This is a genomic window from Limnohabitans sp. Rim8 (genome assembly GCF_945901735.1).
Classification (GTDB): Bacteria; Pseudomonadota; Gammaproteobacteria; order Burkholderiales; family Burkholderiaceae_C; genus Limnohabitans_A.
The window spans coordinates 1-14,817 of record NZ_CAMDLM010000055.1 but is presented as its reverse complement, the minus strand read 5'-3'; the positions used below and the strand labels follow the sequence as shown (position 1 = coordinate 14,817).

Sequence of the window (14,817 nt, the reverse complement as noted above, 5' to 3'; positions counted from 1 at the left end):
CAAGGTACCGTGGTGCAGCCGCGGATTCACGCCCCCCAAGCTGTGGCTGAGCGAGTGCACGCAGCCCAAGCCTTTTTGAAAAGCCATCGCGCCTTGCATGCTGGCGCTCATCATGTTCAGGCGTGCTTCACGGTCTTGGCCGTTGCTTGTGGCGCGCTCGATATTGGCCCAGCCCCGGGCCAGGCCATCCAGCGCGATACCGTCCGCAGGGGGGTTGAAGGGCGCGGCCATGAAGGTTTCCATGCAGTGCGCCACGGCGTCCATGCCGGTAGCAGCCGTGAGCATGGGCGGCAATCCGAAGGTCAGTTCGGGGTCGCAAATGGCGGCTTTGGGCACGATGAACCAGCTGTGAAAGCCCACTTTGCGGCCATCGTCCAGGATCAAAATCGCGCCCCGGGCCACTTCGCTGCCGGTGCCGCTGGTGGTGGGCACGGCGATGATGGGGGCCACGCGGTCGGTGATCTTGAGCGAACCGCCTTCGATGGTGGCGTAGGTTTTGAGGGGGCCTTCGTGGCTGACGGCAATGGCGACGCCTTTGGCGCAGTCGATGGCCGAGCCACCACCCACGGCGATCAAGCCGTCGCAACCGTGTTGCGTGTACATGGCCGCTGCGGCGCGCACGGCCGATTCGGTGGGGTTTGATGGGGTTTGGTCAAACACGGTGACGGGCAAGCCGGGCAGGGCGTCCAGGGCTTTTTGCAGCACGCCAGCGGCTTTTACGCCCGCGTCGGTCACGATCAGCGGTTTGCGGATGCCCACTCGTTCACATTCGGCCTGCAGAAGCTTGACCGCGCCGAAGTCGATCTGGATTTGGGTGACGTAGTTGATGAAAGACATGCTGAAACTCCAATCAGAGGGCGCGGTTCTGAAGTGACAGAACAGCGGGGCAGGGCGTTGTACGATCAAAGCCCATTTTGATGCAGGAACGCGCTGGTGCCACGCTTGGGCTGTCACCCTTGTTCGCTTTTACCCCTGTGGACCAGCCCTTTTGGCATCGATCACCCCCACACACACATGAGCAGCCACCACACCAACCCCCGCGCCTTGCTGAACACCGCCACGCGCAGCCTGATCGAGCGCGTTGAACGCGCAGGCCGTCCTCCGATGGCCGCCATGGCACCTGCCCAAGCGCGTGCCTTTTACGACATCGGCGGGCCGATGCTCGACCTGCAGCCAGCGCCGCATGTGGACCGGGTGCACAACTTCAGCATCCCGGCACGCGACGGCCACGCCATGCCCGCCCGTTTGTACGCGTCCCACAGCGACACGGCTTTGCCCGTGTTGCTCTACATCCATGGCGGGGGATTTACGGTGGGCAGCCTCACCACCCATGACGTGCTGTGCCGCCAGCTCTCACGCCAAGGCCATTGCGCGGTGGTGTCGCTGGACTACCGACTGGCCCCTGAGCACCGCTTTCCAACGGCCGTGCATGACAGTTGGGACGCCCTGAACTGGCTGCAACAGCATGGCCGATCGCTGAGCTTGGACACCACGCGATTGGCCGTGGGCGGCGACAGCGCAGGTGGCACTTTGGCCACGGTGTGCGCCCTGATGGCCCGTGATGCTGGATTGCCCCTGCGCCTTCAGCTGCTGTTTTACCCCGGCTGCATCGCCCGGCAAGACACCGGCTCGCACCACACGTTTGCAGAAGGCTTCATGCTCGACAAGGACACGGTGGACTGGTTTTTTGCCAATTACATCGACGAAGCCGATCGGCAAGACTGGCGTTTCTCGCCCATGAACGCCCCTGACCACGCGGGCCTGACCCCGGCTTGGATTGGTTTGGCCGAATGCGACCCGCTGGTGGACGAGGGCGTGCAGTACGCCGATGCGCTGCGCATGGCAGGTGTGCCGGTTGATCTGGAAATTTACAAAGGCGTGGTGCATGGCTTCATCACCATGGGCCGCGCCATCCCCGACGCATTGACCGCCCATGCTGCAGCCGGGCGGGCGCTGCGGCAAGCCTTCGACCTCGCGCCCCGTGGGAGCGGTCTCTGACCGCGATAGGATGCCAATTTACGGCCTCTTTGGCTGAGCCAAAGATTGCCCCCTTCAAAGGAACCCCATGAAACGCCAAGATTTCCGTTTGTCTCACCGCATGCGCGTGCGCTGGGTGGAGGTGGACATGCAAAAGATCGTTTTCAACGGTCACTACCTCATGTACTTCGACACCGCCGTCACCGAATACTGGCGGCAATTGGCCATGCCTTTCGCCGAGACCATGCACCAACTGGGCGGCGATTTGTTTGTCAAAAAAGCCAGCGTCGAGTATCACGCCAGTGCCGAGATGGACGACTTTCTGGAGGTGTGCATGCGCTGCGACCGTGTCGGCAATTCGTCCATGACCTTTGTCGGGGCCATTTTTCGGGGCGACGAGTTGCTGATCACCAGCGAGCTGGTCTATGTGTACGCCGACCCGGTGGTCAAAAAGAGTCAGCCGATCCCGTCCGCATTGCGCGACCTGCTCGAAGGCTTTGAGCGAGGCGAGGACATGGTGCAGGTGCATCTGGGCTCGTGGCATGACTTCCAGAAGCTGGCCAGCCCGCTGCGCCACGAGGTGTTTGTGCAGGAGCAAAAAGTGCCTGTCGAGATGGAGGTGGACCACGAGGACGACACCGCCTTGCATGCGGTCGCCCTGAACCGCATGGGCATGCCCCTGGCCACAGGCCGCCTGATCCAACATGCCCCCGGTGTGGCCCGCATTGGCCGCATGGCCGTCAAAAAGCAGATGCGCGGCAGCGACCTGGGCCGTCGCGTGCTGCACGCGCTGATGGACGCCGCGCAGCACCGGGGCGATACCCAGGTGATCCTGCACGCCCAATGCAGCGCCGAGAGCTTTTACAAACGCTCAGGCTTTGCGCCGCACGGGGGTGTTTTTGAAGATGCGGGGATTGCGCACATCGAGATGGCGCGCAAGCTTTGAGCACGTTGCAGCCGATCTGATCGCGTTCGGAGACCGCTCCTAAACAGGGGAAATGGGATTTGGGCTTTTGTGGGAGCGGTCTCTGACCGCGAAAGGCCGCGCTGAGCCGCCAGCTCAGATGTCGGCCAGCAGGGCGTAGGGCAGAGCCAAAATGTCCAGGGCTTCGCCGTCAGAACTGCCCACACGCCAGCCCAACTGCATGCTTTCTGTCGTGCCGCTGACCAGCGCATCAAAACCCTGGCCATCGGGCCTGGCCGCACTCAGCACCACGGTGGCGCAAGGCTGTTCGGGGTCTGCAAGGGTGAACACGTCTTGCCCCGCCGCCATGGCCACCGGGCTGTGTACCCGCGCCGTGCGGCGCTTCAGGGTGCCGCGAAACTGGCTGCGGGCCACGACTTCTTGGCCGGGGTAGCAGCCTTTTTTGAAGTTCACCCCGCCCACCGATTCGTAGTTGAGCATTTGCGGCACGAAGGCCTCGAACAGCGGCTGGGTCACCAGCGTCACGCCGCCCATGACTTCGGCCCAGGCCCAGACTTCGGGGGACAACTCAGCACCGGCAGGCTGTGTTTGCGAAGGCGCGCCCAGCCACAAAGCTCGAGGCACTTGCACATCGCCCAGCACAGCGGGATACAACGCCACGGCGTGGGCCCCGTCGGCGCTGGCGGTTTGCCAAGGGGAGGCCTCAGCCAAAACGGCGCGGGCGTTGTCGCCCAACAAGCCGCGCAACTGCCACGAGGCGGTGGCGTCGCTCATTTTGACCTTGGCGCGCAGCACAAACATCGACAGGCGCTTGAGCGTTTGGGCCAGCAAATCGAGGCTCATGATCAGCAGCACGTTGTCGGGCGCGGTTTTGATGACGACAAAACTGGCCTGCATGCGGCCCTTGGCCGAGCAAAAAGCGGCCAGGCGGGACTGGCCCACGGGCAAAAGCAGCACGTCGTTGCTCAGTTGGTTGTGCAAAAAATTGGCCGCATCCTCGCCGTGGGCCTGAATCACGCCCAAGTGGGGCAGGACGGCAACGCCCTGGAGCTGGGCCGCGAAGTGGTCGATGGGGGCGGTGGATGAGGTGGTCATGGCAAATGGTGAGAGGTGATCCCCGCTGGCAAGGTCCACACAATTCAATGGGGGCCGAATGGGGCAACAGAGCAAAGGCTGGAAGGCCTCAATTATGATCAGCCGCCAGAGTCAATCGGCTCTGTGCGGACATTTTTCAAGGGTTGCGAGTGATCAAAGGTTTGTTCAAGGGCTTGCTGGGTTTGGTCGTGTTCGCCTTGACGCTGGCGGCTGCCGCCTATTTTTGGGTGCAAAGCCCCATGCCGCTGCGCGCGCCAGCGGCCACCGCTGTTGATTTGTCCATCGAGCCGGGCACATCGGCCAAAGCCATCGCGCAGGCCGTGGCCGATGCCGGACTCGACACATCACCCACCATGCTCTACGTGTGGTTTCGGCTGTCGGGCCAATCGCGCCAAATGCGGGCTGGAAGCTATGAAATTGCCCCCGGCACATCGCCCAAGCGTTTGCTGAGCATGCTGGTGCGGGGCGAGGAAAGCCTGCGCACCGTGACGATTGTGGAAGGCTGGAACTGGCGGCAAGTGCGCCAGGCTTTGGCCAAGGCCGAGCACCTGAGACCCGACAGCCGGACTCTGGACGACGCGGCCTTGATGGCGCAGCTGGGCCGCACCGGCGTGGCCCCGGAAGGGCGCTTTTACCCGGACACTTATTCGTATGCCAAAGGCACCAGCGACTTGGCCGTTTTGCAACGGGCCATGAAAGCCATGGACAAGCAGTTGCAGCAGGCCTGGCAAGCTCGGCAATCCGGCGCAGCCTTGCAGTCGCCCGAGCAGGCGCTGATTTTGGCGAGCATCGTTGAAAAAGAAACGGGCAAGGCCCAAGACCGGCCAGAGATTTCGGGTGTGTTCAACAACCGGCTGCGCATTGGCATGCGCCTGCAGACCGATCCGACGGTGATTTATGGTTTGGGCGAAGCTTTTGACGGCGATTTGCGCCGGGTGCACCTGACGACCGACAACCCCTGGAACACCTACACCCGAGGTGGCTTGCCGCCCACGCCGATTGCCATGCCGGGCAAAGCAGCTTTGTTGGCGGCGGTGCAACCCGCCAAAACGTCTGCGATTTATTTTGTGGCCAAAGGCGATGGCAGCAGCCACTTCAGCGCCACGCTGGACGAGCACAACCGGGCCGTGAACCGTTACCAGCGTGGGCAGAAGTAGGCTCAGGTGAGCCCGCGATCAGCGCGGGCGGAGACCGCTCCCAATGGGGAGGTGGCAAGGGTGTTTTTTTGTAGGAGCGGTTTCTGACCGCGATGAGATTCGGCAAAGGCTTTTTCTTGGTCGGAGACCGCCTCCACGGGGACGCTGCTTTTGCAGGGGCGAGTCCTGCGACAATCGGGTTTTGTCTTTCACACACACCATGGCACGCGGTTTGTTCATCAGTTTTGAAGGCATCGACGGTGCGGGCAAGTCTACGCACATGGATCGTGTGGCCCAAATGTTCCGCGAAGCGGGCCGGCCGGTCGTGCTCTCGCGCGAGCCGGGCGGCACCCCATTGTCTGAAAAGTTGCGCGAGTTGGTGCTGCACGAGCCCATGAATGCGCTGACCGAAGCGCTCTTGATGTTCGCGGCACGCCGTGAACATTTGGTGCAGGTGATTGAGCCCGCGCTAGCGCGGGGCGCTGTGGTGCTGTGCGACCGCTTCACCGACGCCACCTTTGCCTACCAAGGCGGTGGGCGTGGTTTTGACTGGCAGGTGCTGGCCCAACTGGAGCGCATGGTGCAGTCCTTGCCCGGTGGCGGCTTGCGCCAACCCGAGCTGACCGTGTGGTTTGATCTGGACCCGCACATCGCTGCTCAGCGCCTGGCCTCGGCCCGCGTGCCGGACAAGTTTGAATCGCAGCCTGCCGACTTTTTTGCCGCGGTTCGTGCCGGCTATGCCCGGCGCATGGCTGAGATGCCTGGCCGTTTTGCACGCATCGACGCCGCCCAAAACATCGACGCCGTCGGCGCTGATGTGGGCCGCGTGGTGAGTGAATGGATGAAGCGGACTGCAGCATGAGCGCTGTTTTGAACGCAGCTTGGATTACAAGGCAGGCCACCGATTTGCTGGCCCAGCGGGGTCATGCCTGGCTGCTGCAAGGCCCTTCGGGTTTGGGCCAATACGAATTGGCGTTGGCCCTGGTGTCGGCCTGGCTCTGCGAAAAACCCACAGCGCAGGGCGCTTGTGGCAACTGCCCGAGCTGCCATGCCGTGGACGTGCACACCCACGCCGACCTGGCCGTGCTGATGCCCGAGACGGTGATGATCGAGCTGGGTTGGCCTTTGTCTGAAAAAGCCCAAGACGAGATCGACAAGAAAACCCGCAAGCCCAGCAAGGAAATCCGGGTGGATGCGATGCGCGATGCGGTGGAGTTCACGCAGCGCACCGACGCGCGGGGGCGCGGCAAGGCGGTGCTGGTGTATCCCGCCGAACGCATGAACACCATCACGGCCAACGCCTTGCTCAAAACCCTCGAAGAACCGCCGGGCGACGTGCGCTTTGTGCTGGCCACCGAGGCAGCGCACATGCTGCTGCCCACCATCCGCAGCCGCTGCTTGGCCCACACCATGAAGTGGCCAGAGGCCGACGAAGCCTTGACTTGGCTGAGCGGGCAGGGCGTGCCCGCCCCTGTGGCGCAGTCTTTGTTGCGCAGTGCGGGGGGCAGACCCACCGATGTGTTGCGCCAAGTCGAAGCCGGTTTGTCGCCCGAATGGTGGGCCGCTTTGCCCAAGGCCATGCGCGGGGGCGATGCCCGGCACTTGGCCAACTTGACGCCCGCGCAAGCGATCGACGCCTTGCAAAAGCTTTGCCATGACCTGGTCTTGCGCCAGTCGGGCGCTGCGCCACGTTTTTTTGATGCGACCCAATTGCCTGCAAGCCAAGCATCGGTGGCGGTTTTGACCGACTGGTTCAAGCGCCTGATGACATCGGCCCGCACCGCCGAACACCCTTTCAACACCGGTCTGATGCTCGAAGCCCTGACCGCCGATGCCCAACAAACCTTGCTGTCCAAGGGCTGAGCCATGTACACCGATTCCCATTGCCATTTGAATTTTCCTGAGCTGATGAGCCAGCTCGGCAGCATCCAGCAGGCCATGGTGGCCGCTCAAGTGACCCGCGCCATGGTCATTTGCACCACGATGGAAAAGTTTGACGAAGTTCACCAGCTGGCCATGGCCAACGACAACATGTGGGCCACGGTGGGTGTGCACCCGGACAACGAAGGCGTGCGTGAGCCCAGTTTGCAGGACCTGTTGGATGGCGCAGCGCGCCCCAAAGTGGTGGCCATTGGCGAGACGGGCTTGGACTATTACCAGATGGACGAGCGCAAAGGCGGGCGTACCGTGGCGGACATGGAATGGCAGCGTGAGCGTTTTCGCACCCACATCCGCGCAGCTCGGCAGACGGGTTTGCCGCTGGTGATCCACACTCGCCAAGCTTCGGATGACACGATCGCCATCTTGAAAGAAGAGGGCGAGGTGGGAGAGGCAGGAAGCGCTGGGGGGGTATTTCACTGTTTTACGGAAAGCCAGCAAGTGGCCCGTGCGGCTTTAGACCTGGGTTTTTATATCTCTTTCTCAGGCATCTTGACCTTTAAAACGGCGGCCGACTTGCGCGAAGTGGCCAAATTTGTGCCCGATGACCGCTTGCTGATCGAGACCGATAGCCCCTATTTGGCGCCCGTCCCCTACCGCGGCAAGCTCAATAACCCCTCTTATGTGCCCTTTGTGGCCAAACTGTTGGGTGAGTTGCGCGGTTGCAGTTCTGAGGCCATTGGTGATCTGACGACCCAAAATTTCTTGAAATTGTTTCTTAAAACATCTATATAAAATCTCATGTATTACCTCAATACTTTAAAAAAAGTCATTGTCATTATTGGACTATTTTTCTTTTCAACGCTATCACAATCTGGCGCTTATGAGGACTTTTTTAAAGCGGTCCAGTTTGACAATGTGCGCACCGTTCAAACCTTGCTGCAACGTGGCTTTGACCCCAACACGGTCAACCCTGAGGGCGTTCCAGCCTTGATGCTGGCGGTGCGAGAACCCTCTCTGAAGGTGGCCGAGTTGCTGGCCAGTTGGCCAACAGCCAAAACCGAGGTGCGCAACGACAAAGATGAAAGTGTGTTGATGTTGGCGGCCCTCAAAGGCCATTTCAGCTTGGTCCAAAAACTGGTTGAGCATGATGCCGATGTGAACAAAACTGGCTGGACACCTTTGCATTACGCAGCGTCTGCTGGCCATGTGAAAATCATCGAGTACTTGCTGGAGCACAGCGCCTACATTGATGCCGAGTCACCCAACGGCACCACGCCACTGATGATGGCCGCCATGTACGGAAGTCCTGAAGCCGTCAAGGTGCTGATTCAGGCAGGCGCTGATTTGCAGCAAAAAAACCAACTGGGTCTGAGCGCCTTGGATTTTGCGGTGCGCGGCCAACGACAAAATTCCAAAGAACTCATTGAAACTGGATTGGCACGTCTGGCGGCTCGTCAAAAACAGGCAACACCCAACGCGGTCCAGCAAAAACCTGCCGCGTCCATCCCACCCATACCCAAGTAATCCCAAGTGATCCTCAGCGATCACATCAGCCAATTTGGCGCGATCACCAGATCTTTAATTGCATACGATGTATATTATGTAAAGTAAAGTGGAGTGGCGAATAGCGTCACAAATCGTGCAACAACAAGTTGCACGTCACTGCGGTGGTCATGGAAAGACCCGATCGGTACCGAGACCCACATGCTCACGAAGCGATGCAATCCTTGAATGATGGCTTCAGGGCGCCAGCACCAATCGGTGAACGGGTGGGCTTTTTTGTTGCAGAGCGCGGTAATGGCCAGCAGCCCAATCTTTGGACAGGTTTCGGCTTCGTGGATCAAAAGCATGGCCCGATTGACCGGTCTGGTAAATGAAAACCGATTGCTCGAGGTCGGCCAAATCATAAACCGCCCGCATCGACGCAGCGTGGCGGTTGGCAAAGGGCTCTTTGGGGTCATTTGCCCAGTATTGGCCCACATTCACCGTGAACAAATCCCCTGCACTTTCGGTGCGCACATCAAACAGGGTGTTCAGCACAGGCACTTTGCCAAAGGGCTTGTGGCTGCTGATGGCCGGGTGCCAAGCGCCCCAACGCCAAGCGCGCATGTCCTGGCCCTGTTGGGATGCAATGCGGGCCAATGCCCGATCAAGCGCTGCAGACACTTGCGCTGGGCAGCCAACAGCGCCGCACCAAAAAGGGTCCGCGCGTTTCAAGATGCCATCCACAGCGGCGCGGAAATGGCGTTTGCCATAGAGCGCCTGGAATCGATCTGCACCCAGATGCGGCACCAGCAAGCTTCGCGTCAACTCGTCGACCCAAACGTTGAACACCAAGGCTGGTGCACTGTCCGATGTCATTTGCCCGTCAAAAGTGGCAAGCATTTTCAGGGCCTGATCACCCAGCGGGTGTTGAGGCTTGGCGCTCATCACGACCGGCAGCAACACTTTGGCTCCCAGAGAGGTGACGTCGTTTTGAATGGTTTGCAGGCTTTCACGGCTGTGTTTGGGACTTGCGGCCAGCAAATGTTCAATGCGATCAAAACGCTCCGGCGTGGTCCAGTCCCCTCCCACAAAATGGGCATAGCCGGGCGGCAGGATGTTCTGGTTGGCGGTGGCGTACCAGCCTTTGGCTTCAATGAATTGCCGATTCACCGCAGGGTTTTGTGCTGCCGGCAGCCAACCCGACCAATCGTATTGGGCCAACCAGCCGGGGGCTGGCGCCACACCCAAAATGTCGTTTTGCGGAGAGCGAATGGGCAACTTGCCCACAGCCTGAAAGGCCACCTCGCCCAGCGTGTCGGCCATGACCACGCTTTGCATAGGCGCATGGTTGTCGGTGAAGGCCTTTTGCAACTCGGGCACGGTTTGCGCCCAGTTGGTCAACATGCCCGATTCCACGGTTTTGTTGTCCTCGGTTAAGGCCGACCAACGCAGGCTCACTGCGTAGCGCTGGCCGTTGATGAGCTTGCCGTATTGCGGTTGCACATCGCTGATGACCGGGCCGTGGCGGGTGTTGCGCACTTGGAGGGTCACATCGCCCTGCCCTTTGACTCGGATGGTTTCGGCGCGCTCCTCAAACGCCGCCCAACCGGTGGGGGTGCGGTATTGGCCGGGTTTGGCTGCGTCCAGCTGCTCGAGGTACAAGTCCTGAACGTCCGGGCCGGTGTTGGTGAAGCCCCACGCCACTCCTTGGGTACGGCCCAGCACCACAAAGGGCAAACCGGGCAAAGTGGCCCCGATCACATCCAGCGCGGGGTGTGGCTGCCCGTCGGGCAACTGGCCTGCAGGCGCTTTGAGGTGCGCGACATACCAGATGGCGGGTGAGCTCAAAGCCAGATGCGGGTCGTTGGCCAACAAGGGTTTGCCGCTGACGGTGCGGCTGCCCGGCACAACCCAGTTGTTGCTGCCCTTGCCGTCAAGAATACCCACATCGCGCACCCAGTCGGCTGACCATTGGGCCAAGGCGTTGGGCGCAGGCGCGATGGCCGACGCGGTTTTGTCCTTGGCCGCGTAAACGCCCAGTTCGGCATACAAGGCCGGCAGGTCCACTGCCGTGGCGGGTTTTTGACCCGGGTAAGGCGGCAAGAGTTGCCACAATTGATCGTTATTCAAAACCTGTGAGGCTGACAACCGGGCGAATTCCTGCCCCCAGTTGCCGCCCAGATCGAGCGCCATCATCAGCGCCCAACCCAAGCTGTCTTCGGGCGACCAGGCTTGGCCTTTGGGGCCACCGGCCACGGTGCCAAGCAGCTTGAATTCGGGCGATGGCCGGACCGCGCCGCTTTGCCAGGCGTTCTGAATGCCTTCGCTGTAGGCCTGCAGGGCCGCTTGCGTTGCCGGCGCTAAACCCTTCAACTGTTTTTGGGCCATGCCGATGATGCCCAGCGTGCGCATGAGTTTGTCGGTGTCCAACGTGGCCACACCCAAAATCTCAGACAACTCGCCGCGCATCAGGCGGCGGTTGAATTCAAGCTGCCAGCCGCGTTCTTGCGCGTGCACAAAGCCCAGTGCGCGCCAGGTGTCCAGGACGGTGGCCCCGTCAATGTGTGTCACATCTGCGGCGTCGCGGGTGACGGTGACGTGGGCACTCAAGCCTGCCAACTTGAGCTGTCCGTCCAGTTGCGGCAGGCTGCGCAACAAGTGCACAGCCACCACGCCGCCCGCCAACAGCACAGCGACCAGCAGCAGCAAAACAAGTCGTCCGATCCATTTCATGGGTGTCTCCGTGTGGGCGTTGCGCACGCCTCTGGTGTCGCCTGTTCAGGCTTTGATGCTTTTTAAATGTGGCCCCAGACCATCAGGGCGTCACGCCCTTCGGTGACCAGGTCCACCTTGGCCCCCACGGGCAGCAGCACCTTGGTTTCGACATGGCCAAAGGACAAACCGGTGAGCACCGGGGCCTTGATCTGGCTGCGCAACCTGTCGACCACGGTGGCCAGCTTGAAGCCTTTGTCGTGCTTGGGCACCAGCTTGAAGTTGGTGAATTGCCCGATCAAAACCGCCTTCTGCTGGGCCAACACGCCCGCGTGCAGCAGCTGCGTGAGCATGCGCTCCACCCGGTAAGGGTGCTCGCCCACGTCTTCCAGAAACAGCACCCCGCTTTTGATCTGTGGGAAGTACGGTGTACCCAGCAAAGAGTTCAGCACCGTGAGGTTGCCACCCCACAGCGTCGCGTGTTTGACCAGCACGCGGCGCTCCGCATCAAGCTTGGGCAGCTGCCACCCCGTGCCTTCGCCCTGCTCCAGCAGCAAGTCATCAAAACAAGCTTGCATGATCTCGTCGGGCTCCTGTTCGGGGCCAAAATCTTCACCTAAAGCCGGGCCCTGCCAAGTGATGCGTCCGGTCTTGGCGAACACCGCCTGGTTGAAGGCGGTGAAGTCGCTCAGCCCTACAAATTGGGTGCCGCCATCGATGGCTTTGGCGATCTGTTTGTAGGGCAAGCCGGGCAGGATGCGCGTGAGGCCGTACCCACCACGGGAGATCAACGCCAAGTCGGCACCGCTGGCGGCGGCCCGGGTGATGGCGGCAATGCGTGTCGCATCGTCACCCGCAAACCGCATGTGGCTGGCCAATGCCGCTTCGTCCACCTCGACCTCGTGCCCCTGGGCTTGCAGACGTTTCACGCCTCGGCGAAAAGCGGCTTTGTCGCGAACTGCGCTGGAAGGGGAAAAAATGTAAATGTGGGCCATGAAGTCTTCGTCAAAGTCAAACACCGTTGTGCAAAGCGTCAGCAAAAGCATCGCCTTGAGCGGTGCAAGCGCAACGGATCAAGGGCTAAAGTGTCGCACAGCCGCCTCGGCAATCGACCGGCCCTGTTCCTGCACAAAATGCCCTGCATCGGGCAGCAACATGGGCTCGGTGCAGCCGTTGATATGGCCTTGCAATTGGCGCATCACCGGCTCACCCAACACCGGATCTTGCTGACCAATGGCCATGAAAGTCTGACCATGCCAGTCGTCACGCCAAAAGTCCCGTGCTTGCCTTGAGATGGCCGCGCCGGGCGAATCGGCGAACTCCGGCACCATGGGTGGAAACGCGCGCAGCGCGGCGCGGTAGCCCTTGTCCGGAAAAGGCGCGTTGTAGGCGGCCGTCTCTTGCGGCGTCATGTGGCGGTTACCCCGCGCAAATAGCTTGCCCACATCGAACAGCGGCTGGCTTTGGCACCAATCGCGCCAAGCCAAAAAGCCTGCACTCAGCGGCTGCTCGCCCGTGGCCATGGTGGTGTTCATGACCAGCAAACCCTTGAAACGCTCGGGTACGGCCATGGGCAAAGTCAAGCCCAAAATGCCGCCCCAGTCCTGTACCACCAGCACCATGCGTTGCAGGTCAAGCCGCTCGATCAAATCCAGCAAGGACTGGCGGTGGGTGTCAAAGTGGTGAAAACTGTCCTTCTTGGGCTTGTCGCTCTTGCCAAAGCCGATCAGATCGGGCGCCACCACCCGGTGCCCCGCCTCCCGCCAGACCGGGATCATCTTGCGGTACAGGTAGCTCCAGGCTGGGTTGCCGTGCAGGCACAGCCAGGTCAAAGGGGCATTGGCGTCACCTTCATCCAGGCAGTGCATGCGCAGCCCGTCGATGCTGGGCAGGTCGCTCACATAGCGTGGCTGCCAGGGGTAATCGGGCAAATCGGCAAACGCCTCATCGGGGGTGCGCAAGGCGTCTTCTCTGAGGGGGTGAAGGTTCATTCTTTTGGGCCTGAAAAAGTCTTTGAGCAGTTGGCTACATTCATCGGCCTGTACGCCGCCCGTGACCTGGGTTTGGTGGTTCAGCTGAGCGTGATCAAACAGGTTGAGCACCGAGCCCGCCGCCCCGGTGCGCGGGTCAGCCGCGCCAAAAACCACCCGGTCCACCCGGGCGTGCAACATGGCGCCGCTGCACATGGCGCAGGGCTCCAGCGTCACATACAACGTGCAACCGTCGAGCCGGTAATTGCCCAGCACCCGGGCCGCTTCGCGCAAGGCCACCACTTCGGCGTGCGCCGTGGGGTCGTGACTGGCAATCGGGGCGTTGCGGCCTGTGGCGATGACTTGGCCATCCTTGACGACCACCGCACCCACCGGCACCTCGTCCGCTGCGGCGGCCTGTCGGGCCTGCTCCAAAGCTTGGCCCATCCAGTGGGCGTCTTGGCTTGGCGAGTGCACGCTCAAGACACCATGCCCAGCCGCTGCATCCACTGTGCCAAGGCTTGCTCTTGTTCGCCGCCTTGGGCGTAGGCGGCGTGCATGGCCACGTGCGACTCCGGGCGGTGTTGGTTGATTTTGACCTTGGTTTTCAGGTCCAAAATCTTCAATTCGAAAGCCACGATGCCGTTCAGCATGCCATGCGCGTAACTCTCGGGCAGCCCCCGCCACTGCGCGGCGTAAGCCGGCTCGTGGTCGGCAATCATCTGTTTGAGCATGGCGTCTTTGGCATCGTGGCCATCCAGCATGCGGGCCTCGACCCTGGCATGCACCGCCAGATAAGTCCAGGTCGGCACACGCAACAAATCGGGGTAAACGGCTGGCGACATGTAGGCCTGTGGCCCCATGAAGGTCACCAGCGCCTGCGGCCGTGCTTGCAAGAACCCGGCATGCGGATTGGCACGGGCACAGTGGCCCAACAGTGCCACAGGCTGACCGCCCTCTTCGATCAGCTTGAGCGGCAAATGCGTGACAAACGGGAAACCCTCGCCGTCGGTCGAGACCAGACTGGCGAACGGATGCTCGCGCATGATGTCCGAGGCGTGCTGGGGGTGGTTGAATTGTTGGGGGAGGTACATGGTGATGACTGTACCAAACAGAGGGCTTCAATTGCGCATGGATCAGCCTCTTGTTACAAGGTAACCGATTGTGCCCTTCAAGACCATAGGATCTTCGATGAAGCTCATGATCCAGCAGATAAAGAATCAAGTTGAACCCGAAAGCATGCGCCCCATTCATGCAGGCGAAGTGCTGCTTGAAGACTTTTGACACTCTACCAACTCATGGCACACGTGTTGTCCATGGCGCTGGAAGTGCCTGCCCCGCGCATCAACGACATCGTGCGCCAAATACGCACCATCAACTTGGACACCGCGTTGTACTTGGCCAAGTATTTTGGCAACAGTGCCGAGTTCTGGATGGGGCTGCAAACCGACTTTGAAATGGCCGTGGTGCGTCAGTCGATGCAAGATGCGTTGGACAGAATTCGGGAATATCAGCCAGCGCAAGACAAATAAAACAAAGTCAACCTGAGGTGCCTGGTCTGCCACTCAACAATTGTGTATATTTGTAGAAAAATACAACAAAAAACATTTTTTTATGAAAAAAAACATCCTTGTAT

General features: G+C 60.7%; 14 protein-coding genes. 8 read left to right on the top strand and 6 right to left on the bottom strand.

Annotated features, from left to right (window positions below):
* The coding region (locus Q0O99_RS17100) for an iron-containing alcohol dehydrogenase (protein ID WP_293753179.1) at nt 1-837 on the bottom strand (837 nt) is incomplete at its 3' end.
* Between the two features lie 177 nt (nt 838-1,014).
* Here Q0O99_RS17100 and Q0O99_RS17095 point away from each other — a divergent pair.
* Together Q0O99_RS17095 and Q0O99_RS17090 are read left to right on the top strand one after the other, a co-directional pair.
* A complete protein-coding gene (locus Q0O99_RS17095) occupies nt 1,015-1,998 on the top strand; it encodes an alpha/beta hydrolase (protein WP_293753178.1) in 984 nt (327 codons plus the stop codon).
* Nucleotides 1,999-2,065: 67 nt separating this feature from the next.
* Entirely contained in the window at nt 2,066-2,923 is an 858-nt protein-coding gene (locus tag Q0O99_RS17090; protein WP_293753177.1) for a YbgC/FadM family acyl-CoA thioesterase, read from the top strand.
* A 114-nt stretch (nt 2,924-3,037) separates the two neighbouring features.
* On the opposite strand, the gene Q0O99_RS17085 is transcribed toward Q0O99_RS17090, so the two are convergent.
* Nucleotides 3,038-3,997 (bottom strand): folate-binding protein, encoded by a 960-nt coding sequence (locus tag Q0O99_RS17085; RefSeq protein WP_293753176.1) that lies wholly within the window; start codon nt 3,995-3,997, stop codon nt 3,038-3,040.
* A gap of 152 nt (nt 3,998-4,149) precedes the next feature.
* Here Q0O99_RS17085 and mltG point away from each other — a divergent pair, with 152 nt between their 5' ends.
* The 5 genes from mltG (at nt 4,150) to Q0O99_RS17060 (ending at nt 8,538) form a co-directional block, all read left to right on the top strand.
* Nucleotides 4,150-5,154, top strand: coding sequence for an endolytic transglycosylase MltG (gene mltG, locus Q0O99_RS17080; protein WP_293753181.1), 1,005 nt, complete (start codon nt 4,150-4,152; stop codon nt 5,152-5,154).
* A gap of 199 nt (nt 5,155-5,353) precedes the next feature.
* Nucleotides 5,354-5,995, top strand: a complete 642-nt coding sequence (gene tmk / locus Q0O99_RS17075) for a dTMP kinase (protein ID WP_293753175.1) — start codon at nt 5,354-5,356, stop codon at nt 5,993-5,995.
* Entirely contained in the window at nt 5,992-6,996 is a 1,005-nt protein-coding gene (locus tag Q0O99_RS17070) for a DNA polymerase III subunit delta' (RefSeq protein ID WP_293753174.1), read from the top strand. The genes tmk and Q0O99_RS17070 overlap by 4 nt, the downstream gene beginning before the upstream one ends.
* A 3-nt stretch (nt 6,997-6,999) precedes the next feature.
* Nucleotides 7,000-7,806 (top strand): TatD family hydrolase, encoded by an 807-nt coding sequence (locus Q0O99_RS17065; protein WP_293753173.1) that lies wholly within the window; start codon nt 7,000-7,002, stop codon nt 7,804-7,806.
* A 123-nt stretch (nt 7,807-7,929) separates the two neighbouring features.
* On the top strand, nt 7,930-8,538 hold the full coding sequence (locus tag Q0O99_RS17060; protein WP_367185257.1) for an ankyrin repeat domain-containing protein: 609 nt from the start codon (nt 7,930-7,932) through the stop codon (nt 8,536-8,538).
* 216 nt (nt 8,539-8,754) lie between these two features.
* Here Q0O99_RS17060 and Q0O99_RS17055 read toward each other — a convergent pair whose 3' ends face one another.
* The 4 genes from Q0O99_RS17055 to Q0O99_RS17040 form a co-directional block, all read right to left on the bottom strand.
* Entirely contained in the window at nt 8,755-11,232 is a 2,478-nt protein-coding gene (locus tag Q0O99_RS17055) for a penicillin acylase family protein (RefSeq protein WP_293753171.1), read from the bottom strand.
* Nucleotides 11,233-11,294: 62 nt separating this feature from the next.
* Nucleotides 11,295-12,206, bottom strand: coding sequence for an LD-carboxypeptidase (locus Q0O99_RS17050; RefSeq protein WP_293753180.1), 912 nt, complete (start codon nt 12,204-12,206; stop codon nt 11,295-11,297).
* Between the two features lie 78 nt (nt 12,207-12,284).
* Nucleotides 12,285-13,658: a tRNA adenosine(34) deaminase TadA gene (gene tadA / locus Q0O99_RS17045; RefSeq protein WP_293753170.1), complete on the bottom strand. Its 1,374-nt coding sequence runs from the start codon at nt 13,656-13,658 to the stop codon at nt 12,285-12,287.
* A gap of 2 nt (nt 13,659-13,660) precedes the next feature.
* Nucleotides 13,661-14,275: an FMN-binding negative transcriptional regulator gene (locus Q0O99_RS17040; RefSeq protein ID WP_293753169.1), complete on the bottom strand. Its 615-nt coding sequence runs from the start codon at nt 14,273-14,275 to the stop codon at nt 13,661-13,663.
* A 186-nt stretch (nt 14,276-14,461) separates the two neighbouring features.
* On the opposite strand from Q0O99_RS17040, the gene Q0O99_RS17035 reads away from it, so the two are divergent.
* Nucleotides 14,462-14,713 carry a HigA family addiction module antitoxin gene (locus tag Q0O99_RS17035; protein ID WP_293753168.1) on the top strand — a complete coding sequence of 84 codons (252 nt, stop codon included), beginning with the start codon at nt 14,462-14,464 and terminating at the stop codon, nt 14,711-14,713.
* Nucleotides 14,714-14,817: the final 104 nt, after the last annotated feature.